The organism is Microbacterium sp. NPDC056044 (assembly GCF_042267145.1).
In the GTDB taxonomy this organism is placed as follows: domain Bacteria; phylum Actinomycetota; class Actinomycetes; order Actinomycetales; family Microbacteriaceae; genus Microbacterium.
Map to the genome: position 1 here is coordinate 83,385 of NZ_JBHJWZ010000006.1, position 22,449 is coordinate 105,833.

Sequence of the window (22,449 nt, forward strand, 5' to 3'; positions counted from 1 at the left end):
ATGTCGGCCACCACCACGATCGTCACGGGTGCGCCCCGTGCCGCCGAGCCCGCCTGCCGCCGGTTCGACTGGGGCCAGCCGTTCGTCTACCTGGTCGCGCTCGTCGTCGCCGCGGTCGCCGTCGGCCCCGTGCTGTACGTCTTCCTCGGCGGATTCCGCACGACCGCCGACCTCAATGCGAACCCCGCGGGCCTCCCCGACCCGTTCACCCTGCAGAACTGGGTCGCTGTGCTCGGCTCGCCTCGGTTCTGGGGCAACCTCTTCGCGAGCACCGTCCTCGCCGTCGCCACGACCGCGGGCGTCGTGATCGCGGGCATCATGGCCGCGTTCGTGCTCGCGCGCTACGACTTCAAGGGCCGCGAGGGGCTGTACACGCTGTTCGCCGCGGGGCTCATGTTCCCGCTGACGGTCGCCGCACTTCCCCTCACCCTGCTGCTGCGCACGCTCGGCCTGCACGGCACGTACCTCGGCGTGATCATCCCGGGCATCGCGTTCGCGCTGCCGACGACGATCATCATCCTGGTGCCGTTCCTGCGCGCGATCCCCGACGAGCTCGAAGAGGCCGCGATGATCGACGGCGCGACTCGCCTCGGGTTCTTCTGGCGCATCCTGCTGCCGCTCGCGAAGCCCGGCCTCATCACTGTCGGCATCCTCGCCTTCGTCGCGAGCTGGAACGGCTACCTCCTGCCGCTCCTCGTGATCTCGACCGGCACCCTCCCGCAGGAGCTGTGGCCGCTGCCGCTCGGAGTCACCCAGTTCTCGACGCAGTACTCGCAAGACACCGGCGCCGTGCTGGCGTACACGTCGCTCGCGATGATCCCCGCCCTCGTGTTCTTCCTCCTCGCCGAGAAGCGCATCGTCGGCGGGCTCACCGGGGCGGTGAAGGGATGACGATGGAAGAGCAGACTCTGGATGCTGTGGCCCAGCGCGTCTGGAACGACCCGGCGCTGCCCGTGGACGAGCGCGTCGACGCCCTCGTCGCCGAGATGACGGTGGCCGAGAAGGTCGCGCAGCTGTACGGCGTGTGGGTCGGGGCATCCACCAATGGAGAAGACGTCGCCCCGCACCAGCACGACATGTCGGACGACATCGACCTCGACGACCTGCTGCCCGCGGGTCTCGGCCAGCTCACGCGGCCGTTCGGCACGGCTCCCGTCGATCCGGCGACCGGGGCGCTGTCACTGCAGCGCGCGCAGCAGCGGATCGCCGCGGCGAACAGGTTCGGCATCCCGGCGCTCGCGCACGAGGAGTGCCTCGCCGGCTTCGCGACGTGGGGCGCCACCGCCTACCCCGTGCCGCTCAGCTGGGGTGCGACGTTCGACCCCGACATCGTGCGCGAGCTCGGCGCGCGGATCGGCGCCGATCTGCGTGCGGTCGGTGTGCATCAGGGCCTCGCGCCGGTGCTCGACGTCGTCCGCGACGCCCGCTGGGGTCGCGTGGAAGAGACGATCGGCGAGGATCCGTACCTCGTCGGCACCGTCGCGACCGCGTACATCCAGGGCATCGAGAGCGCGGGCGTCGTCGCCACGCTCAAGCACTTCGTGGGCTACTCGGCGTCGAAGGGCGGGCGCAACCTCGCGCCCGTCTCAGTCGGTCCGCGGGAGCTCGCCGACGTGCTGCTGCCGCCGTTCGAGATGGCGATCCGCGAAAGCGGTGTGCGCTCGGTCATGAACTCGTACACCGACCTCGACGGCGTGCCCACGGCGGCCGACGCCTCGCTGCTGACCGACCTGCTCCGCGACGAGTGGGGCTTCGAGGGCACCGTGGTCGCCGACTACTTCTCGATCGCGTTCCTCAAGGACCTGCACGGCGTGGCCGACGGATGGACGGATGCCGCGGCTCGCGCCCTCTCGGCCGGCATCGACGTCGAGCTGCCCACGGTCAAGACCTTCGGCGCCGACCTCGTGCGCGCGGTCGAGGCGGGCGAGGTGGACGGCACGATCGTCGATCGGGCGCTGCGCCGCGTGCTGCGGCAGAAGGCCGAGCTCGGCCTGCTCGACGCCGACTGGTCGCCGGTGCCGCCGGCGCTGGCGGGGCTCGAGGATGCCTCGCTCGACGCGGTCCGCGGCACGGTCGACCTCGACCCGCCTGAGAACCGCGCGCTCGCCCGCCGCATCGCCGAGGAGGCGATCGTGCTGCTGCGCAACGACGGGGTGCTGCCGCTCGCCGCGCCCCGTCGGATCGCCGTGATCGGTCCGGCCGCCGACGACCCCTACGCCGTGCTCGGGTGCTATTCGTTCCCGTCGCACGTGGGGGTGCGGCATCCCGAACTCCCCCTTGGTATCGCGCTGCCCACGCTGCGCGAGGCGCTCGGTGCCGAGTTCGCGGAGGCTGAGATCGCGTACGCGGCCGGAACGTCGATCGACGGAGGCGAGACCGGCGGGTTCGCCGAGGCGCTCGCCGCTGCGGCCGGAGCCGACGTCGTCGTGCTCGCGCTCGGCGACCGCGCGGGTCTGTTCGGCCGCGGCACGAGCGGCGAGGGGTGCGATGCCGCCGACCTCACCCTGCCCGGCGCGCAGCAGGTGCTCCTCGACGCGGTGCTCGACACGGGGACGCCGACCGTCGTGACGCTCCTCGCGGGTCGTCCGTACGCGCTCGGCACCGCCCCCGAGCGGGCCGCGGCGATCGTGCAGAGCTTCTTCGCGGGTGAGGAGGGCACCGGCGCGATCGCCGGTGTGCTGAGCGGGCGCGTGAATCCGAGCGGGCGCCTGCCGGTCAGCATCCCGCGGGATCCGGGTGCGCAGCCCTCGACGTACCTGGCATCGAAGCTCGCGCGCCGCAACGACGTGTCGAACATCGATCCCACCGCGGCGTATCCGTTCGGCCACGGTCTCGGGTACGCATCGTCGGTGTGGGCGGATGCTGCGGCCTCGGCCGCCGAGATGTCGACGGCCGGCTCGGTCACGGTGTCGATCCACGTCGGCAATGCCGGCGATCGCGACGGCGTCGAGGTGGTGCAGCTGTATCTGCACGATCCGGTCGCCTCGGTCGTGCGTCCGGTGCGACGGCTCATCGCGTACGCGCGGGTGCCGCTCGCCGCGGGCGAACGGGCGCGCGTGGCGTTCGAGGTGCCCGCCGATCTCGCGGCGTTCTCGGGGCGCGACGGCCGTCGCGTCGTCGAGCCCGGCGACCTGGTGTTCGGCTTCGGTCGATCGAGCGGTGAGATCGTCGCGACCCGCACGGTCCGTGTCACCGGCGAGGCGCGGTTCGTCGACCACTGGCGCACGCTGCACGCGGCGGTGACGGTGAGCCGCGGCGAGTGACCGGCGCGGCCGGGTGTCCACCGCCCCCCACGGGCGCCCGGCCGCGCCGTCAGTCCGTGTCGGCGGGAGAGATCGACCCGATCGCCGCGGCGAAGTCGAGGGTCTGCAGCACCTCGACCGCGCGGTCGTAGCGCGTACCGGACAGGACGACGAAGACCGCGCCGACGACGTCGACGAAGCCCACGGTCACGCCGTTCGCCCGCACCTCGTACCGGTCGATGTCGATGCGGTCCCAGCGCACGGCGGAGTCGTCCGGTGCCGGAGGCTCGGGTCGCCGCGGCGGAAGCTCCTTGAGCGACGGCATGACCCGGGCGCGCAGTGCGTTGCGCTTCGCGGGCGAGGTAGGCAGTTCGAGCACCATCGCGAGCCTCCTGTCGTGTGGAACGATCCTGGTCCCAGAGGGATTTCGACGCAGGGGGCTTGACCTTCGAGGGAAGCGCCACTATGTGCTCTCCGGCCTCGTCGTCGGGCCCGGCTGTGCCACCTCCAGTTCTACCCCCGGAGTGTTAAGTCCGTGTCACAGGCTGTTGAACTTCCGGTTCACACAGCGCTCCGGGCCTCCGGGCGGCGACGCGGTGACCTTCGGGGTAGCGCTCGTGTCCTGTCCGCCGAAGGCATCGCAATCGACCGTGCGCAACCGGACGAGGCGCCCACGCGAACGGGAGGCTCCACGGGCTGTGTGAACCGGAAGTTCAACGGGGCTGTGTGAACCGGAAGCTCAACGGGGCTGTGTGAACCGGAAGTTCAATGGCGAAATCGAGATGTCGCGGCCCGAGCGACTGTGCGCGGCGCGGCGCTGGGCCGCAGCATCCTGAATCCTCTTTGTTCGACTGTCACGAAGTGTCGGCTCCGCGACACGTTGTGACAGGTGAGCGGCGTGCGCGCTGGGGATCGGACCCGCGTTCAGGCGGCGAACGGGGCGGTGCTGCCGCGCACCACGAGGTGCGTCGCGAGGTCCATGCGCAGCGTGTCGGGCGTCGCACCCTCGGCGAGGCGCAGTGCGAGGCGCGTCGCCTCCTCGCCCATGCGGCGCAGGGGCTGGTGCACGGTGGTGAGCTGCGGGCTCATCCAGCGCGAGAGGGCGATGTCGTCGTAGCCGACCACCGAGAGGTCGTCGGGCACGCGCAGGCCGGCCGCCGACCCGGCGGCGATCACGCCGAGCGCCTGCAGGTCGCTGCCCGCGAAGATCGCGGTGGGCGGGTCGTCGAGTGCGAGCAGCTCGCGGCCCGCGGACTCGCCTCCGCCGGGATGGAAGTCGCCGAACCGGATCAGCGCCGGGTCGATCGGCAGACCCGCCGCGTTCATCGCCGAGCGATAGCCGTCGACGCGTGCGAGCGAACACATCATGTCTTCGGGGCCGGTGATCGCGGCGATGCGCCGGTGCCCCAGCTCGATGAGGTGGCGGGTGGCCATGAGCCCGCCCGACCAGTTGGCCGACCCGACCGACGGGACGTCGGGGGAGGGGTCGCCGGCGGGATCGACGATCACGAACGGGATGCCCTGCGCGCGCAGCTTGTCGCGGAACCGCTCGGCGATGTCGGAGAACACCAGGATCACCCCGACCGGGCGCCGGCGCAGCACGCCGTCGATCCAGTCGGCGCCGGGCGTGTGGCGGTCGCCGCTCACGGTCAGCACGACCGAGAGCCCCGCGTCGTGGGCGACGTCCTCGACGCCCTCGATGACCTCCATCGACCAGCTCGGCTCGAGCTCGTGGAACACCAGCTCGACGAACTCGCTGCGCTGCTTGCCCGACCGGCGGGTGTACCCGTGGCGGGCGAGCTCCGTTTCGAGTCGTGCGCGCGTGGCGGGGGCGACGTCGGTGCGCCCGTTCAGCACCTTCGACACGGTGGCGAGCGACACGCCCGCCTCGGCGGCGATGGTCGCGAGCGTGATGCGTGGCCCGTCCGTCATGGATCGATGCTAACGCCGAAACTATCGAGGAATCGTGCTGGCGCAGCATCCGTTTCTGATATAGGTTGTCGACAGCAACATTTACCGCGAAGGAGCGTCATGCCCACCCCTACCCGCGCCGACAAGTTCTCGTTCGGTCTCTGGACGATCGGCTACAACGGCACCGACCCCTTCGGTGGGCCGACCCGCAACCACCTCGATGTGGTGCACGCCGTCGAGAAGCTCGCCGAGCTCGGCGCGTACGGCCTCACCTTCCACGACGACGACCTGTTCGCGTTCGGATCGACGGACGCCGAGCGTCAGAAGCAGATCGACCGCCTCAAGGGCGCGCTCACCGACACCGGTCTCATCGTGCCGATGGTCACCACGAACCTCTTCTCCGCACCGGTCTTCAAGGACGGCGGCTTCACGTCGAACGACCGCGACGTGCGCCGCTTCGCGCTGCGCAAGGTGTTCCGCCAGCTCGACCTCGGTGCCGAGCTCGGCGCCAAGACGTTCGTCATGTGGGGCGGCCGCGAGGGCGCCGAGTACGACTCGGCGAAAGACATCCGCGCAGCGCTCGAGCGCTACCGCGAGGCCGTCAACCTCCTCGGCGACTACGTCACCGACAAGGGCTACGACATCCGCTTCGCCATCGAGCCCAAGCCCAACGAGCCCCGCGGCGACATCCTGCTGCCGACCCTCGGCCACGCGATCGCGTTCATCGACTCGCTCGAGCGCCCCGAGCTCGTCGGCCTCAACCCCGAGGTCGGCCACGAGCAGATGGCGGGCCTCAACTTCGCCGCCGGCATCGCGCAGGCGCTGTTCCACGGCAAGCTCTTCCACATCGACCTCAACGGCCAGCGCGGCATCAAGTACGACCAGGACCTCGTCTTCGGCCACGGCGACCTGCACAACGCGTTCGCGCTCGTCGACCTGCTCGAGAACGGCGGCCCCGGCGGGGTCCCGGCCTACGACGGCCCGCGCCACTTCGACTACAAGCCGAGCCGCACCGAGGACGAGACCGGCGTCTGGGACTCGGCCGCCGCGAACATGCGCACCTACCTGCTGCTCAAGGAGCGCGCCGCGGCCTTCCGCGCCGACCCCGAGGTGCAGGAGGCGCTCGCCGCCGCGAAGGTCGACGAGCTGTCGACCCCGACGCTCAACCCCGGCGAGTCGTACGACGACTTCCTCGCGGACCGCTCGGCCTACGAGGACTTCGACGCCAACGCGTACCTCGGCGGCAAGGGCTTCGGCTTCGTCCGCCTGCAGCAGCTCGCGACCGAGCACCTGCTCGGCGCCCGCGGCTGACCCATCCCACTCACTGAACCAGGGGATTCTCGTCGAGACCCGGGGCACAGTCCCCGGTCTCGCGTGGAATCCCCTGTTTCGGCGGAACACAGCGTGAAGGAGCGCACATGAACCTCGTGATGGGGGTCGATTCGTCGACGCAGTCCTGCAAGGTCGTGATCGTGGATGCTGCGACTCGGGCGGTCGTCAGGCAGGGGCGTGCTTCGCACCCCGACGGCACCTCGGTCGACCCCGAGGCCTGGTGGACGGCCCTGCAAGGCGCGATCGCCGACGCCGGCGGGCTCGACGACGTCGAGGCCTGGGCGATCGGCGGGCAGCAGCACGGCATGGTCGCGCTCGACGCGGACGGACGTGTCATCCGCGACGCGCTGCTGTGGAACGACACCCGCTCGGCGCAGGCCGCGGCCGACCTCACGGCCGAGTTCGGCGCCGACGAGCTGGCGCGGCGCACGGGCCTCGTGCCCGTCGCATCCTTCACCATCACGAAGCTCCGCTGGCTCCGCGATCACGAGCCCGCCAACGCGGCCCGGGTCGCCGCCGTCGCCCTGCCGCACGACTGGCTCACCTGGCGGCTGCGCGGCTTCGGACCCGAGGGCGAGTCGCCCCGCGGACCCGTGCTCGACGAGCTCGTGACCGACCGCTCCGACGCCTCGGGCACCGGCTACTGGAACCCGGCGACCGGCGGCTTCGACCGCGAGCTGCTCATCGCCGCCCTCGGCCAGGACGCCGCGCTGCCGCGCGTGCTCGGACCCGACGAATGGGTGACGGATGCTGCGGACCGCCGCGTCGGCGGCGGCGCCGGCGACAACGCGGGCGCCGCCCTCGGGCTCGGCGCCGGACCCGGCGACGTCGTCGTGTCGATCGGCACGAGCGGAACCGTCTTCGCGGTGAGCGAGCAGCGCACGATCGACCCGACGGGCACGGTCGCAGGCTTCGCGGACTGCACGGGCCGCTTCCTGCCGCTCGTCGCGACGCTCAACGCCGCGCGCGTGCTCGACGCGATCGGGCGCGTGCTCGGCGTCGACCACGCCGAGCTGTCGCGGCTGGCCCTCTCCGCTGAACCGGGCGCCGCGGGCCTCACCTTGGTGCCCTACTTCGAGGGCGAGCGCACGCCCAACCTCCCCGATGCCACGGCCTCGCTCACCGGCATGACGCTCGCCTCGACGACGCGAGAGAACCTCGCGCGCGCCGCGGTCGAGGGCATGCTCTCGGGGCTCGCGGCGGGGCTCGAGGCCCTCCGCGGCCTCGGCGTGCCGCTCGAGCGCGCGCTGCTCGTCGGCGGCGGCGCCCAGTCCGCGGCGGTGCGCGAGATCGCGCCGCTCGTGCTGGGCCTCCCGGTCGAGGTGCCCGAGCCGGGCGAGTACGTGGCTCTCGGTGCGGCGCGGCAGGCAGCATCCATCCTCGCCTCCTGAGCACGGAAGCCTGCGGGCCGAATCATGCAGGCCACCTCGGCGGAAAATGGGTAGAACTGCCGATGTATCGCGGGTGGCCGCATCCGTATCTTCCCTATATGGATGCTGCGACGCTCGCCGGTACGGTCTCGACCGTGCTGTTCGCCGCGGCCAACCTCCCGATGGTGGTGAAGGCCGTGCGGTCGCACGACCTGCGCTCGTACAGCCTCAGCGCGCTCGTGATGGGCAACGTCGGCAACGCCGTCTACACCGTCTACGTGCTGAGCCTGCCGTTCGGGCCGATCTGGATCCTGCACGGCTTCTACCTCACGACCATGGCGATCATGCTCGTGCTCTACGGGGTGTCTGCGCACGCGCATCGGGGTCGCGCGGCGACGACCGGACACGGCGCGATGACGGCGGTAGCATTCGGGCATGGCGGACACGGTCGCCGTGCTCGAACGGGCGCGGGCGGCATACCGGTCCGGTGACTGGGAGACGGCGCGGGAGGCGTTCGAGGGGGCCCGCCGCGACGCCGCGGCCACCGGTGCAGACCTGCGCGCGCTCGCGTCGTGCGAGTGGTGGCTCGGGCGGCAGGATGCCTGCCTCGAGCGCCTCGAGTCGGCCTTCCGCGTGCTCTCCGACGAGGGCGACGCCATGGGCGCGGCCGAGGCGGCGCTCGTCGTCGCGCTCGTCCGCCTGATCCGCGCCGAGATCACGGTCGGCACGGCGTGGGCGCGGCGCGCGCGGAGGATCCTCGCCGACCTGCCCGACGGTCGCGGGCACGCCTACGAGGTGTACCTCACGGCGAGCATGGACCTCGACGGCACCGGCGCGCTGTGGCCTGCCGAAAGCGTGTCGCGCATGCGCGAGCTGGCCGACGCGCTGCGCCAGCCCGCGGTGTCCGCGTTGAGCGCGGTCATGGCGGGGATGCACGCGATCCGGGCGGGGCGCACGGCCGAGGGCTTCGCGCAGCTCGACGAGGCCATGCTCTGCGTCGTGTCGGACGAACTCGAGGCGGAGTGGGCGGGCGACGTGCTGTGCACCACCATCCACGTGTGCCATGAGCTCGCCGACTTCCGCCGCATGGCCGACTGGACCCGCGCGACCGAGGCCTGGTGCGCCGCACGCGGCGCGCACGTCCTCTACGCCGGCGTCTGCCGCGTGCACCGACTCGAGCTCCAGTCCGCGAGCGGGGAATGGGATGCTGCGGAAGCGGCGCTCGAGCGCGCGTGCGAGGACCTCGGATCCGATCACCCGTGGATCGCCGGCGAGGGCTGGAACCAGCTCGGCGAGATCCGGCGCCTCCGCGGCGATGCCTCTGGAGCGCGCGACGCCTACCGCCGTGCGAGCGAGGCCGGGGTCGACCCGGTGCCGGGCGAGGCGCTGCTGGTGCTCGCGGACGGCGACACCGAGCGTGCGGCGGCGATGATCGCCGCCGCACTGGAGCAGCGCGATCGGATGGGCCGCGCGCGGCTGCTGCGTCCGGGGATCGAGATCGCCCTCGCGGACGGGCGGCCGCGGGAGGCCGAGCACCTGCTCGACGAGCTCGAGGACGACGCCCGCGCCTTCGGCAGCGACGGATTCCACGCGTGGGCGGCCCACGGGCACGGGATGATCCTGATCCACACCGGTGACGCCGCGGGCGCCGTCGGCCGGCTGCACGCCGCCCTCGACCTCTTCCGGCGCTTGGGGCAGCCCTGGGAGCAGGCGAACGTGCTGTGCTGGCTCGCCACCGCCGAGGAGCTCCGCGGAGAGCCGGCGCTGGCCGCACAGCTGCGAGAACAGGCCGGCGTGATCTTCGAGCGCCTCGGCGCGCCGCCGGTCGTCGTGCGATCCGCGGCTGCCGAGGACGGCGGCCCGCTGACCGCCAGGGAGCGCGAGATCGTCGAGCTCGTCGCGCAGGGCAGGGCCAACCGGCAGATCGCCGACGAGCTCTTCATCAGCGAGAAGACCGTGAGCCGGCACCTCGCGAACATCTACGTGAAGCTCGACGTCGGCTCGCGCACCGCCGCCGCCGCATGGTGGCGCGAGCACGCGGGGAAGCGCAGCCGGTGACCGAGGTCGGCGCCGAGCGCTGCCCTGCATCGAATGGTGCAGACGCGCGCGGCGGATGTGCGCGGTTCTGCCGACGCGGCGGCTCCCTCACGCTCCGTAGCGTCGGGACCAGACAGCAGACCGAGCACCCATGAAGGAGAACAAGATGTCCACGACGACCACGGAGCCCGAGGCGAAGACCGAGACCGAGGCCACCGCGGCCTTCGCCGACCGGATCATGGAAGCCACGCTCGGCTGGATGGACCTCATGGCCGTCCACCTCGGCTCGCAGCTCGGCTGGTACGCCGAACTGTCGCGGGCCGACGGGCTCACCGTCGACGAACTCGCGGAGCGCACGCACACCGACGCCCGGTACGCGCGCGAGTGGCTCGAGCAGCAGTCCGCGAGCGGTATCCTGCGCGCGGATGAGGACGCTGACCCCGTCGCTCGGCGGTTCCGCCTCGCGCCGGGTGTCGCCGAGGTGCTGCTCGACCGCGGGAGTCTGTCCTACCTCGAACCGCTCGCCCGCATGGCGGCGGCGTCGGGGACCCAGATCGACGCCCTCCTCGACGCCTATCGCACCGGCGGCGGCGTCAGCTGGGAGCAGCTCGGCCGGCACGCCCGCGAGGCGCAGGCCGACATGAACCGGCCGTGGTTCGACGATCTGCCCGACCTCTTCGCGGGGATCGACCGGCTGGATGCCGTGCTCCGGCGCCCTGACGCCCGCATCGCCGACCTGGGCTTCGGCGGCGGCTGGTCCTCGATCGCCCTGGCGAAGGCGTACCCGCAGCTGCGCGTGGTCGGCCTCGACATCGACGAGGCCTCCGTCGAGGCGGCCCGCCAGAACGCCGCGGGAGCCGGGGTCGCCGACCGCGTCGAGTTCCTGCTGTGCGATGCGGCGCTCGTCGCCGAGTACGGCCCGTTCGACGCCGTCTTCGCGTTCGAGTGCCTGCATGACATGCCGCATCCCGTGGAGGTGCTTGCGGCGGCGCGCGGCGCAGTGAGCGACGACGGCATGGTCGTCATCATGGACGAGGCCACCGAGGAACGCTTCGCCGCGAACGCGAGCAACCTCGAACGACTGCTCTACGGCTTCAGCCTCTTCGTCTGCCTGCCGGACGGACGCTCGCACACACCGAGCGCGGGCACCGGCACGGTGATGCGCCCCTCGACCCTCCGCGGCTACGCGCGTTCGGCGGGGTGGTCCGACGTCCAGGTGCTGGTCCCCGAGTTCGGCCTCTGGCGCTTCTACGAGATCGTCTGAGTGGTGGCAGCCCCGTCGCGAGCTCTTCGCGGCGGGGCTTGCGGGATTCCCATCCCGCGGCCTTCCGAACCGTTTGCAGGACTGTTCCGGATGCCGAACGCCTCGGCCACCGCCGCACGCCGGCGTCGGTCGCGCTCGCCGCGGTCGGTCCTGAGAACGGGCGCGGGCATGGGCCACAATGGGCCCATGCCCGACGCCGACGCAGCCCACAAGCTCGATGCGATCGCCGCGGAGCTGTACGCCCTGCCGCCCGCCGAGTTCACGGCCGCGCGCAACGCGCGGGCGGGCCTCGCGGCGCCGGAGCTCGCGAAGCGGCTCAAGGCGCTGCGCAAGCCCACGGTCTCGGCGTGGGCCGTGAACCTGCTCGCGCGCGACGGGCAGCTCGCCGACGCGGTGGAGCTGTCGGCCGCCCTCCGCGAGGCGCAGGACGACCTCGACGCCGCCGAGCTCGCGCGCCTGGGTCGACAGCGACGGCAGCTCGTCGCCGCCCTCGCGAAGCAGGCGGTCGGGCTCGCCGAAGACGCGGGCGGCACCGTGAGTGCGGCGGCGCGCGACGACGTCGCGGCGACGATCAACGCGGCGGTGATGGATGCTGCGGCCGCGGCCGCCGTCCTCACGGCCCGGCTCGTCAAGCCGCTGGAGGCCGGCGACATCGACCCGGCCGCACTCGCCGACGCGGTGGGAGGGTCGCTCCCGGGAGCCGTCGCCCCACCGCCGCGCGACGACCTCGCCGAGCGGCGCGCGCGCAAGGCCGCGGAGAAGGCCGCGCGCGAGGCCGAGCGCCTCGCGAACGAGGCGGAGCGCGAGCTCGCCCGCGTCGACGCGCGCCGCGCGAAAGCACAGGAACGGGTCGACCATGTGCGCGAACGCATCGACGACCTCCGCCGCGACCTCGCCGCCCTCGAGGCCGATGAGCGCACCGCCGTCGAGAAGCTCGACGCCGTCGAGAGCGAGCGGTCCGAGGCCGCGGCGAAGGCCCGCGACGCCGCGCAGGCGTCCGAGCGCGCGCAGCAGGCCCTCGACGACGCCTGACCCGAAGCGCAGGGGCCGCGGGGACCATCCCTCACAGGACTCTCGTAGAACCGCCGCCTAGCGTGAGACGCATGGCGACTCCCGCACCACTGGTGCCCGCGACGGCGTCCGACGAGGGTGAGATCACGGTCTCGCCGAGCGAGCTCCGGGAGCTCCGCGACGAGCTGCAGCGCTTCATGATGGAGTACCGCTTCGGCCTGCAGGAGGTCGAGACGAAGATCGGCATCCTGCGCGACGAGTTCCTGCTGACGCACGACTACAACCCGATCGAGCACGTCTCGAGCCGCGTCAAGTCGCCCGACAGCCTTGTCGAGAAGGTGCAGCGCAAGGGCATCGACGGGGACTTCGCGTCGATCCGCGAGAACATCACCGACATCGCGGGCATCCGCATCACGTGCAGTTTCACCGCCGACGTCTACCGCCTGTTCGACCTCCTGAGCGCCCAGGACGACGTGCGCGTGCTGCAGGTGAAGGACTACATCGCGACGCCGAAGTCCAACGGCTACAAGAGCCTGCACGCGATCCTCGAGGTGCCGGTGTTCCTGTCGACGGGGCGCATCGAGGTGCCCGTCGAGGTGCAGTTCCGCACCATCGCGATGGACTTCTGGGCCAGCCTCGAGCACAAGATCTACTACAAGTACGCCACCCGCGTGCCCGACGAGCTGCTCGAAAGCCTCAAGGACGCGGCCGAGACCGCCGCCGAGCTCGACGCCCGCATGGAGCGCCTGCACCGCGAGATCCGGGGCGGCAAGGCCGGCCAGACCGCACCCGTGGCCGTCCGCGAGATCACGGCGGTTCCCGCTCCTGCCGAGCCGTCGACGGATGCTGCGCCCCCGCGCCCCGGCGACACGGAGGCTCGCCCGGTCTGAGCGACCGAGCCATGGTTCAGCTGGCGAGGACGGCGACGGCGCTCTCGAGGTACTCGTCGACCGCGCGCGGGCCGAAGACGGCGCTGTTCGCGATGTAACCCTGAGCGAGGGCGACGATCGACCGGGCCGTCTCGGCGGCGAGGGTGGCGGAATGCGCATCGTCGCTGGTCTGCGTGCGCGCCCATGGCCCGATCGCGAGGGTGAGCGAGCCGCGCAGTCGAGCGGCGGTGCGGAGCATCTCTTCGTGAAGGCCCGGCTCGACCATCGCCTCGCCCCAGAACTGCAGCACGAGCGAGGGGGAGAGCCCGGCCTCGGCGAACATCGAGAGCATGCCCTGCAACGCCTCACGCGGCGTGACGATGCGTCCGCTCTCGCCGGCCGCCTCGAGGGCGTCGATGCGGGGGAGCAGGAACCGCCCCACCACGTAGCGGGCGAGCTCCGCCTTGTTCGAGAAGTGCGAGTAGATCGCACCGGTCGACAGACCCGACTCCTCGACGATGTCGGCGATCGACGTGTCGCGCACGCCGTTGCGCGCCAGGACGCGCAGTGCGGCGCGGGCGATCTCGTCGCGGCGGGCCTCGCGGTACTCCTCCGACACCTTCGGCATGGAAACAGAATACCGATTCTGTTATCCTCGCAAACAGAATCACCATTCTTTTTAGGAGGACGCGATGAGCACTCATCGTGAAACGGCATCGAAGGATGCTGCACCCGCCCGGCCCACGAAGTGGGGCGTCGCCGCACTGTTCGGCCTGATCGGGTCATTGATCGTCGCCGTGATCGTGATGGCCTTCGTCTGGCCCGCGGCGACCTCGCAGCCGCAGAACCTCCCCGTCGCAATCTCCGGTCCGGCCGACGCCGTCGCCGCCGTCGAGGACAAGCTCGCCGCGCAGGACCCGGCTCCCTTCGATCTCCATGAGGTCGACTCGCGCGACGACGCCGTGTCGCAGATCGAGTCGCGCACGCTGTACGGCGCGATCCTCCTGGGCGACGAGCCGGAGGTGCTCATCGCGACGGCGGCGAGCCCCATCGCCGCGCAAGCGCTGCGCGCCGTCGCCACACAGCTGCAGTCGCAGATCGACACGGCGGCCAAGACCGCGCTCACCGACCAGCTCACCGCGATCGTCGGGGCGCTGAAGGCCGGCCAGATGCCGCAGCTTCCCGAAGGTGCGCCGGGTGCGGCGCCGGAGATCCCCACGGTCACGGTCACCGACATCGTGCCGCTCGCCGACGGTGACAGCACGGGCGCCGGGCTCGCGGCATCCGTCTTCCCCATGGTGCTGGGCGGCATGCTCGGCGGCATCCTGCTGACGCTGCTGGTGCAGGGCGTCGTCCGCCGCCTGGTGGGCCTGCTCGTCTTCGGCGTCGCGGCCGGTGCGCTGATCGCACTGGTGATGCAGACCTGGTTCGGCATCCTGACCGGAGACTGGCTGCTGAACGCCGCCGTGCTCGGCCTCGGCGTGACGGCGACGTCCGCACTCATCGTTGGGCTCGCCGCCCTGATGGGTCCTCCGGGGATCGCCGTCGGCGCGATCATCACCATGTTCATCGCGAACCCGATCGCCGGTGCCGCGCAGCCGCCGCAGTTCCTCCCCGAGCCGTGGGGCGCCGTCGGCCAGTTCTTCGTTCCGGGGGCATCGGCGCACCTGCTGCGCTCGGTGATGTACTTCCCGGATGCCGCCACGTGGGCGCAGTGGACGATCCTCGGCGCGTGGCTCGTGGCCGGTGTGGTGCTGGCGCTCATCGGGCACCAGCGCGATCGCGCCGAGCTGACGCCGCCCGAGCGCCAGCTGGAGCACTGACCCAGCGCGGCGCACGCACCGTGGGATCCGGCGGGATCCGGCGCAGAGCCGCCGGATCGTGCGTCCCGGGGTGTTGACGCGCTAGCGTCGCAGCGATGGGGACCTCGACGCGTCGCGCGCGCCGGCAGCGCTTCGTCTTCGCCTTCGTGGCGGCGACGCTGGCCGTCGTGGGCGGCGTGGTCGCCGCGGAAGAGGCGCGCATCGTCGGGAACGCGCTCGAGAGGCCGGGCATCGACGCGTTCTACGCCCAGCCCGACGACGCGACCGACGGTGAGCACGGCTCGCTCGTGAAGAGCGACGCGCTCCTGGGCACCCCGTTCGCCGCGCGGGCCTGGCGCATCATGTACCGCACCACCGACGTGCACGGCGATCCGGCGGTCGCGACCGGCGTGCTCGTCGCGCCGCTGACGCCGGCGCCGCCGCGCGGGCGCACGGTCGTGTCGTGGGGCCACCCGACCACCGGGGCGGCCCGCGATTGCGCGCCCTCGTACGGCTTCGACCCCTTCATCGGCATCGAGGGGCTGCGGTTCCTGCTCGACCGCGGGTACGCCGTCGTCGCGACGGACTACGTGGGCATGGGAACCGACGGCACCGACTCGTACCTCGTCGGTGTGACCGGCGGCAACGCCGTGCTCGACGCGGTGCGCGCCGCGCGCGCGATCCCCGAGGCGCGGGCCAGTGAGCGCGTCGTGCTGTGGGGGCACTCGCAGGGCGGTCAGGCGGTGCTCTTCGCCGCGCAGCAGGCGGCCTCGTACACCCCTGAGCTCGATCTCCGCGCGGTCGCCGCGGCGGCTCCGGCCGCCGACCTGCCGGGGCTGATGCGTGCGCACCTCGACGACATCTCGGGCGTCACGATCGGCTCGTACGCGTTCATGGCATACGGCGACGTCTACCCCGAGGCATCCGTCGACAAGATCCTCACCCCCGCCGCCCGCGCGATCGTGCCGCGCATGAACGAGCTGTGCCTGCTGACGAGCATCCCCGAGCTGCACCGGATCGGGCAGCCGCTCGTCGGCGACTTCACCCTGAGCGACCCCACCACGACCGAGCCGTGGGCGAGCCTGCTCGAAGAGAACTCGGCGGGGGCGACGGCGTTCGACGCGCCGCTGTTCCTCGCGCAGGGGCTCGAGGACGAGCTCGTCGTGCCGTCCGACACGACCGGGTTCGCACAGCACGAGGCCGGTCTCGGCATGGACGTGACGTACCACGAGATCCCCTTCGCCGACCACGGCACGGTGGCGTACCTGGCCCTGCCGGCGATGCTGCGCTGGCTCGACGGGGTCTCGGCGGGGTGAGCGGGCTGGCTAGTCTGTTCGCGTGGATGGTCTGACGCCCTCGACGCTCCTGCTGATCCCGCTGCTGGGCGTGCTCGCCCCCATTCTGGCGCGCGGCCTCGGCCGGTGGGTGCGCGTGCCCGTGGTCGTGTTCGAACTCGTGCTCGGCATTCTGATCGGCCCGGCGGTCCTCGGATGGGCGGGGCCGAACGCCTTCGTCGACACGCTGGCGAACTTCGGCCTCGCAATGCTGTTCTTCGTCGCCGGCACCGAGATCGAGTTCGGGTCGTTCCGCGGCCGCCTCGGCCGGCGCGCGTCGTTCGGCTGGCTCATCAGCCTCGCGGCGGGCGTCGCGGCGGGCTGGCTGCTCGCGCCGGGCGAGGCCGCCATCGTGATCGGCGTCGCGCTGTGCTCGACGGCGCTCGGCACCCTCCTGCCGATCCTGCGCGACGCGGGCGAGCTGCCCACGCCGTTCGGCAAGGCGGTCGCGGCGATCGGCGCCGTCGGCGAGTTCGGGCCCCTCATCGCGATCTCCCTCTTCCTCGGCGGTCGCGAACCGGGGCTCTCCACCATCGTCCTCGCCCTCTTCGCCGCCTTCGCGGTACTCGCGATCTGGCTCGCCCTCCGCGTCCCGCGCGGCGCCATGCACGCGTTCGTCAACTCGACGCTGCACACGTCGGGGCAGTTCGCGATCCGCGTGGTGTTCGTGATCCTCGCAGCCCTGGTCGCCCTCAGCGTCGTGCTCGACCTCGACATGCTGCTCGGCGCATTCACCGCGGGCATCATCTGGCGCCTCCTCATGCGGGACGCCTCGGAGCACGACCGTCACGCGGTCGAGAGCAAGATCGAGGGCGTCGCCTTCGGCTTCCTCGTGCCGATCTTCTTCATCTACACCGGCGTCACGTTCGACCTGCAGGGACTGCTCGACGACCCCGTGCTGTTCTGGCTCGTGCCCCTGGTGCTCGTCGCGCTGTTCGTGGTGCGCGGGCTGCCGTCGACGCTCGCCGCTCCCGAGGGATCGTCCCGTCGCGAGCGTCTCTCGATCGCCCTGCTGGGCGCGACCGGCTTGCCGATCATCGTCGCGGTGACCCAGATCGGCGTGGACGAGAAGATCCTCGACGCGACGCAGCAGACCGTGCTCGTCGCCGGCGGCATGCTCTCCGTGCTGCTGTTCCCGCTCATCGGCATGGCGCTCCGCGGCGAGCGGCTGAAGGCGAGCCCCTCCTCCCTCCTGGACGACATGGCGTGAACACCCTCGACCTGCTCGACGCCGCGCGCGCACGGCTCGCCGGCGCGCCCCGCGAGGCGCTCGGCGAGCTCGTCGTGCCCAAGCGCTTCCTGGGGGTGGCGCGCGCGCCCCGCATCGAGCGCCGCGGCGACGCGTGGCATCTCGGGGTGCTGCTCCTCACCGACGACGCCGTCTTCGCGACCGGCGACATCCTCCGCGCCCGCCAGGAGGCGCGCCGCGGCTACACCGCCGAGTCGCAGCGGCAGCGCGCCGAGCTCGCCGCCGCCGCGCGCCGTGGCGGCTTCGCGGAGGGCGAGACCGTGCACATCGGATGGTGGATGCTGCAGCCCGGCGCGGTCGACAGGGGCGAGGCATCCGCTCCGCTGTTCCCTGCCGATGGCGTGCCCAGCGTGAGATGGAGCACGGCGGGGGGACTCATGCCGCTCGAGGCCTACCTCTCGGAGCGCGTCGCCCTGCTGCTCGACCCGCCGCGCGGTGCGTGAGGCGGGCCGATATCGGCCGCCGACCTCGATGTCAAGAGCCCTCTCCCCAGCGGTGGGCCCGCCCTAGCGTGTGAGCATGACCGCCAAGGACCTCGCCCGGCAGATCATCGTCATCAGCGCGTTCTGCTTCATGATCATCGCCGCCATGGTCGGGACGGGGCTACTCGGCGGCACACCGGTGCAGGATCTCCAGAACGGCGCGCTCGACCAGGACGGCTCGTATCTCGCCCCTGCCCGGCCGGCCTTCTCGATCTGGACCGTGATCTACGTCGGCCTGTTCGCCTACACCGTGTGGCAGGCGCTGCCCCGCCAGCGGGGGAGCGACCGGCAGCGCGCGCTCGGGTATCTCATCGCCGGCACGATGGCCCTCAACGGGCTGTGGCTCGTGGCGGCCCAGTTCGGCTCGCTCGCGCTCACGGTGCTCGCGATCATCGTGCTGCTGGCGCTCCTGGGCGTCACGTTCAGCCGCACCGTCATCGAGCCCGCCGACGGCTGGGCCGACCGCCTGCTGGTCGACGGGGTGACGGGCCTGCACCTCGGCTGGGTGACGCTCGCGACCGTCGCGAACATCACGGCCTGGCTGACGTCGATCGCGCCCCCCGAGTGGGAGGACTCGGCGGATCTCTGGGGCGTCGTCGTGCTCATCGCCGTCGCCGTCATCGGGCTCGGGATCGAGCTTGCGAGCCGCTGGCGGCTCGCGCCCGCCCTCGCACTCGCGTGGGGACTGAGCTGGCTCGCGGTCGGCCGGCTGGCGGGCGAGCCGCACAGCACCGCGATCGGGGTGACGGCGATCATCGTCGCCGTCGTAATCCTCGGCACCGCGGTGATCGGCACGGCGGCGCGCGAGCTGACGGCGGTCCGCAACGCCGAGGTGTGATCAGGCGGGCGCGAAGCGGTCGGCGAACGCCCGCAGCAGACGCACGGGCTCCGTGACGGATGCCGCGAGCACGCGTCCGGCGATCGCGTCGTAGTCCGCGGAATCGAAGTAGCCGTCGTCGCGGTACACCGCCATGCGCTCGGTGAACGCCTTGGTGGTCGGCTCGGGGTGGAACTGGGTCGCGTAGAGCCGGTCGCCCACGCGGTACGCCTGGACGGGGCATCCGTCATTCCTCGCCAGGAGGACCGCGCCGGCCGGAAGGCTCTCGGTGCCCTCCTTGTGGGCGGTGAGCGCCGTGAAGCGGTTCGCGAGACCGCCGAACAGCGGGTCGGTCGCGGCCTGCTTCGTGAGCGCCACGGCGACGGGTCCGGTGTCTTCGGGGAAAGCACGGCTCACCGTGCCGCCGAGCGTGCGGGTCGCGATGCCGATGCCGTAGCAGGTGAAGAGCGCGGCCGGCCCGTCGCCGGTCGCGGTGCGCTCGGCGATGCGCGCGAGATCCGCCTCGAGGCGCCGCTGCGCATCGGTCTTCGTCGATTCGGGGTCGGTCACATTGAACGGGCTGCCGCCCACGAGGAACCCGGCGTAGCGGTCGAAGACGTCGTCGGGAAGCGGCTCGCGCACCAGATCGTGGCGGGCGAGGCGGCTCTCGTCGAGGTGCATCGCGGAGCGGAACGACTCGTATTCGGCCTCCGCCGCACCCTGTTGCGGGCGCACGCAGACATAGAGCAGCGGCGCGGTCGTCATGCCCGAATTCTAAGTCGGCCCTCGGGGGCCGTGCGAGTCGCCGGAAATCTACGGAATTCACCCGATCCCGGTGTATCAAACCCGCACTATCGCGCTCGGGCATGGTGTGGACAGAATGGGCGCTATGACGCAGGCAGGCGCCGAGCCCTCCGTCGACTCCGTGGAGCCGGCACGATGGGAGCGCGCCGCCGCACTGTTCGTGCGGTGGCGTGAAGGCGACAGCCGTGCGATGGACGAACTCGTCCGCCTGATGACACCGCCGCTGTGGCATGTCGTGAGGGCGTACGGGCTCGATCATTCGTTGGCGCAGGACGTCGTGCAGACGACCTGGCTGACGCTCGTACGCCGTCACGAGACCATCAACGACCCCCTCGCGGTGTCGGGATGGCTCACGATGTGCGCGCGCCGCGAGGCGTGGCGGGTCGGCAAACAGCATCGGCGTGCCGATGCGACCGAGGCCGAGTCGCTCGAACCGCACCTTCCGGTCCACGAATCCGCCGAGCAGACCGCCGCGCAGGACGACGAGACCCGTCGCCTCTGGACAGCGGTCGGAACGCTCAACGAACGATGCCAGCGCCTGCTGCGGATCGTCGCGTTCGAGGACCGCCCCGACTATGCCCGCATCGCCGAAGACCTCGCGATGCCCGTCGGATCGATCGGACCGACCCGCCAGCGCTGCCTCGCCAAGCTACGCGCCGTACTCGAGGGAGACGGATGGAGAGGTGACGACGATGGAAACTGAGGACTTTGCGGCCGACGCCGCGCTCTTCGCACAGATGCGGCGCATGTGGGAGGACGTCGACCCCGTGCCGGCCGGCCTGGTCGACCAGATGGTCGCCGCCGTCGCCGTCGAGGACCTGTCGCGGGAGTACGCACTCCTGACCCTCGTCGAGGGGACGTTCGCCGCCGTGCGCGGCGAGACCGACACCGCGACGCTGCAGTTCAGCGACGGCACGACCAGTGTGCTGCTGCACGTCACCGCCACGGAAGACGGCGGACGCCGTGTGGACGGATGGGTGGATGCTGCGGCCCTCGCCATCCGATTGATCCAGGGCGACCGTGAATGGTCGGCCGAACCGGGCGAGCACGGACGCTTCGCCTTCGACGAGGTCACGCCCGGGATGGCGCGGCTTCGCCTGGTGGTGCGCGACGCCGACGGCGCGCTGCGCGACTTCCAGACCCCGCAGTTCGAAGTCTGACAACCAGTTCGAGATACGAGGAACGGATGCCGCGGCCTGGGGGCCGCGGCTCCCCCGTGTGTGAGGAGACGACATGACGGATCTGCCACCCAGCGGTTCGGGCGCCGGCGGTGCCGATCGGACCTTCGATTGGAAGGCGCGCTACGACGCGGCACGCGCGCGGGGGGTTCCGCTCGACCCGCGCAGCGAGCCGGTCTCGGGCATCGAGGCCTATCCCACCGCGTACGACTCGGATCATCTGATCATCACCGACACCGACCGCCTCGAAGACATCCTCGAGGAGCTGCGGGTGGCCGCCTCCGACTTCGGCTGGGGCATCGAGCTGCAGCGCGTCAGCGGAGAGACGGAAGACGTGGAAGCCGCGCTCACCCGGGCGCGGGACGGGCGCGACCGCTTCGCATTGCCGACCTTCTACCGCGTGCGTATCTTCCCGCAGCCGCGGCCCGACAAGGACGACGAGCCCGTGCCGCCCATCGACGCGTGGCGTCTGCTGCAGCGGGTGCGGGCCCGGTTCGGCCGGGACTTCACCGGGGCAGGGCTCGACCACGTGCTCAGCGTCGATCCTCTCGAGGTCAATCCGTTCGGCCGCACGAACCCGTTCGGGCGGACCAACCCGTTCGGGCGCACCAATCCGTTCGGCAGAACGAACGCTCCCGGTATCGAGAGCTACGCCGATCCGGGCAGCGGCGGGCGCCAGGTGGTCGGTTACGTGGGGGCGGCGCCGTTCCGCCGTAAGCAGCGGGCGTCGGGTCGTCGGGCCGTCGTCGCCGTGCTCGACACCGGCTGCGGCAGGCACGACTGGCTTCCCGACGGCATCGTCAACCGACACCCCGTCGTCGACGGGACCCCGGTCGGACTGACGGATCCCCGTACAGACCCCGAGGTCCACGGCGACCTCGTGGGACCCCTCGACGGAGGCATCGATGAGGCGGCCGGGCACGGCACCTTCATCGCCGGGATCATCCGTCAGGTCGCGCCGGAAGCGGACATCATCTCGGTCCGTGTGGCCGACAGCCAGGGGACGGTGCTGGAGAGCCAGTTCATGGTCGCGGTGCGCAGCCTCGTCAAATGGATGTCGCTGCCCGAGGGCGGTCAGACGATCGATGTGATCAACCTGTCGCTCAGCTACTACCACGAGACCCCCGACGACGAGCTGTTCGATCGGACGCTGAGCGAGCTCCTCGTCGCCGCGCGCAAGCAGGGCTGCGTGGTGGTCTGCTCGGCGGGGAATGAGGCCACCGAACGACCGGCCTTCCCCGCGGCCCTGTGGCAGTGGCCCGGGGCGGACTTCATCGTCGACGACCCGTCCGACGCGGCACCGCACGTGTCGGTCGGGGCGCTCAACCCCAACGGCACGATGGCGCTGTTCAGCAACGTGGGCCCCTGGGTGCGGACCTGCGCGCCGGGAGTGGCCGTCCTGAGCACGTCGCCGCCGTTCGTCGGTGGCGTGCAGCCCGGTTCGCGCAACGACCGCGACGGGGTACGGCGCGAGACGATCGACCCTGATGACTTCTCCGGCGGCTTCTCGCTGTGGAGCGGGACGTCGTTCGCCGCACCCTACGTCGCGGCGCTTTACGCGCGGTGGCTCGACGAACGGCTCGCGGCCGGAGAGCTGACGACTCCCGAGGAGCGGGTGTCGGCCGTGCAGAAGGCGCAAGGGTCGATCGACACGGAGTTGACGCTGCTCGGGCCGCGCCTGGTCTGAGGCCCGTTGCGGCACGCGCCCCGTCGGGTCCGCCCGGCGGGGCATCGCCTTCGTCGGACG

The 22,449-nt window shown here is 71.7% G+C and carries 21 protein-coding genes; 17 read left to right on the forward strand and 4 right to left on the reverse strand.

Annotated elements, in window-relative coordinates; translation table 11 throughout:
• The gene (locus tag ACFC1I_RS17550; protein WP_376012309.1) at positions 1 to 891 is read left to right on the forward strand and encodes a carbohydrate ABC transporter permease; all 891 of its coding nucleotides are present in this window, start codon (positions 1 to 3) and stop codon (positions 889 to 891) included.
• Between the two features lie 2 nt (positions 892 to 893).
• On the forward strand, positions 894 to 3,263 hold the full coding sequence (locus ACFC1I_RS17555) for a beta-glucosidase (protein WP_376012312.1): 2,370 nt from the start codon (positions 894 to 896) through the stop codon (positions 3,261 to 3,263).
• Between the two features lie 49 nt (positions 3,264 to 3,312).
• Here the strand turns inward: ACFC1I_RS17555 and ACFC1I_RS17560 are convergent, their stop codons facing one another.
• Both ACFC1I_RS17560 and ACFC1I_RS17565 read right to left on the reverse strand, forming a co-directional pair.
• The gene (locus ACFC1I_RS17560) at positions 3,313 to 3,624 is read right to left on the reverse strand and encodes a hypothetical protein (RefSeq protein WP_376012314.1); all 312 of its coding nucleotides are present in this window, start codon (positions 3,622 to 3,624) and stop codon (positions 3,313 to 3,315) included.
• Positions 3,625 to 4,166: 542 nt separating this feature from the next.
• Entirely contained in the window at positions 4,167 to 5,174 is a 1,008-nt protein-coding gene (locus ACFC1I_RS17565) for a LacI family DNA-binding transcriptional regulator (RefSeq protein WP_376012317.1), read from the reverse strand.
• A gap of 99 nt (positions 5,175 to 5,273) precedes the next feature.
• Between ACFC1I_RS17565 and xylA the strand changes: the two genes are divergently transcribed.
• From xylA to ACFC1I_RS17600, 7 genes are all read left to right on the forward strand, one after another.
• Positions 5,274 to 6,464 carry a xylose isomerase gene (gene xylA / locus ACFC1I_RS17570; protein ID WP_376012319.1) on the forward strand — a complete coding sequence of 397 codons (1,191 nt, stop codon included), beginning with the start codon at positions 5,274 to 5,276 and terminating at the stop codon, positions 6,462 to 6,464.
• A 107-nt stretch (positions 6,465 to 6,571) separates the two neighbouring features.
• Positions 6,572 to 7,876 carry a xylulokinase gene (xylB, locus tag ACFC1I_RS17575; protein ID WP_376012322.1) on the forward strand — a complete coding sequence of 435 codons (1,305 nt, stop codon included), beginning with the start codon at positions 6,572 to 6,574 and terminating at the stop codon, positions 7,874 to 7,876.
• A 62-nt stretch (positions 7,877 to 7,938) separates the two neighbouring features.
• Complete coding sequence (locus tag ACFC1I_RS17580) at positions 7,939 to 8,346, forward strand: hypothetical protein (protein ID WP_376012324.1); 408 nt, start codon at positions 7,939 to 7,941, stop codon at positions 8,344 to 8,346.
• Positions 8,291 to 9,913: a LuxR C-terminal-related transcriptional regulator gene (locus tag ACFC1I_RS17585; protein WP_376012327.1), complete on the forward strand. Its 1,623-nt coding sequence runs from the start codon at positions 8,291 to 8,293 to the stop codon at positions 9,911 to 9,913. Before ACFC1I_RS17580 ends, ACFC1I_RS17585 begins: the two co-directional genes overlap by 56 nt.
• Before the next feature lie 145 nt (positions 9,914 to 10,058).
• The gene (locus ACFC1I_RS17590) at positions 10,059 to 11,156 is read left to right on the forward strand and encodes an SAM-dependent methyltransferase (RefSeq protein ID WP_376012330.1); all 1,098 of its coding nucleotides are present in this window, start codon (positions 10,059 to 10,061) and stop codon (positions 11,154 to 11,156) included.
• A gap of 186 nt (positions 11,157 to 11,342) precedes the next feature.
• Positions 11,343 to 12,188 carry a transposase gene (locus ACFC1I_RS17595; protein WP_376012333.1) on the forward strand — a complete coding sequence of 282 codons (846 nt, stop codon included), beginning with the start codon at positions 11,343 to 11,345 and terminating at the stop codon, positions 12,186 to 12,188.
• A gap of 71 nt (positions 12,189 to 12,259) precedes the next feature.
• Positions 12,260 to 13,057: a GTP pyrophosphokinase family protein gene (locus ACFC1I_RS17600; RefSeq protein WP_376012335.1), complete on the forward strand. Its 798-nt coding sequence runs from the start codon at positions 12,260 to 12,262 to the stop codon at positions 13,055 to 13,057.
• A 16-nt stretch (positions 13,058 to 13,073) separates the two neighbouring features.
• On the opposite strand, the gene ACFC1I_RS17605 is transcribed toward ACFC1I_RS17600, so the two are convergent.
• Positions 13,074 to 13,664: a TetR/AcrR family transcriptional regulator gene (locus ACFC1I_RS17605; RefSeq protein WP_376012338.1), complete on the reverse strand. Its 591-nt coding sequence runs from the start codon at positions 13,662 to 13,664 to the stop codon at positions 13,074 to 13,076.
• A gap of 64 nt (positions 13,665 to 13,728) precedes the next feature.
• Here ACFC1I_RS17605 and ACFC1I_RS17610 point away from each other — a divergent pair, with 64 nt between their 5' ends.
• From ACFC1I_RS17610 to ACFC1I_RS17630, 5 genes are all read left to right on the forward strand, one after another.
• Positions 13,729 to 14,859: a hypothetical protein gene (locus tag ACFC1I_RS17610; protein ID WP_376012341.1), complete on the forward strand. Its 1,131-nt coding sequence runs from the start codon at positions 13,729 to 13,731 to the stop codon at positions 14,857 to 14,859.
• A gap of 95 nt (positions 14,860 to 14,954) precedes the next feature.
• Positions 14,955 to 16,154: an alpha/beta fold hydrolase gene (locus ACFC1I_RS17615; RefSeq protein ID WP_376012344.1), complete on the forward strand. Its 1,200-nt coding sequence runs from the start codon at positions 14,955 to 14,957 to the stop codon at positions 16,152 to 16,154.
• A 22-nt stretch (positions 16,155 to 16,176) separates the two neighbouring features.
• Complete coding sequence (locus ACFC1I_RS17620) at positions 16,177 to 17,382, forward strand: cation:proton antiporter (protein WP_376012347.1); 1,206 nt, start codon at positions 16,177 to 16,179, stop codon at positions 17,380 to 17,382.
• The gene (locus tag ACFC1I_RS17625) at positions 17,379 to 17,864 is read left to right on the forward strand and encodes a glutaminase (RefSeq protein ID WP_376012350.1); all 486 of its coding nucleotides are present in this window, start codon (positions 17,379 to 17,381) and stop codon (positions 17,862 to 17,864) included. The genes ACFC1I_RS17620 and ACFC1I_RS17625 overlap by 4 nt, the downstream gene beginning before the upstream one ends.
• A gap of 76 nt (positions 17,865 to 17,940) precedes the next feature.
• The gene (locus ACFC1I_RS17630) at positions 17,941 to 18,741 is read left to right on the forward strand and encodes a tryptophan-rich sensory protein (protein ID WP_376012353.1); all 801 of its coding nucleotides are present in this window, start codon (positions 17,941 to 17,943) and stop codon (positions 18,739 to 18,741) included.
• On the opposite strand, the gene ACFC1I_RS17635 is transcribed toward ACFC1I_RS17630, so the two are convergent.
• On the reverse strand, positions 18,742 to 19,485 hold the full coding sequence (locus ACFC1I_RS17635; RefSeq protein WP_376012355.1) for a GMP synthase: 744 nt from the start codon (positions 19,483 to 19,485) through the stop codon (positions 18,742 to 18,744).
• Between the two features lie 124 nt (positions 19,486 to 19,609).
• Here ACFC1I_RS17635 and ACFC1I_RS17640 point away from each other — a divergent pair, with 124 nt between their 5' ends.
• The 3 genes from ACFC1I_RS17640 (at position 19,610) to ACFC1I_RS17650 (ending at position 22,389) form a co-directional block, all read left to right on the forward strand.
• Positions 19,610 to 20,227 carry an RNA polymerase sigma factor gene (locus ACFC1I_RS17640; protein WP_376012358.1) on the forward strand — a complete coding sequence of 206 codons (618 nt, stop codon included), beginning with the start codon at positions 19,610 to 19,612 and terminating at the stop codon, positions 20,225 to 20,227.
• On the forward strand, positions 20,217 to 20,684 hold the full coding sequence (locus ACFC1I_RS17645; protein WP_376012360.1) for a hypothetical protein: 468 nt from the start codon (positions 20,217 to 20,219) through the stop codon (positions 20,682 to 20,684). Before ACFC1I_RS17640 ends, ACFC1I_RS17645 begins: the two co-directional genes overlap by 11 nt.
• Positions 20,685 to 20,757: 73 nt before the next feature.
• Complete coding sequence (locus tag ACFC1I_RS17650; protein WP_376012363.1) at positions 20,758 to 22,389, forward strand: S8 family serine peptidase; 1,632 nt, start codon at positions 20,758 to 20,760, stop codon at positions 22,387 to 22,389.
• Positions 22,390 to 22,449 lie beyond the last annotated feature (60 nt).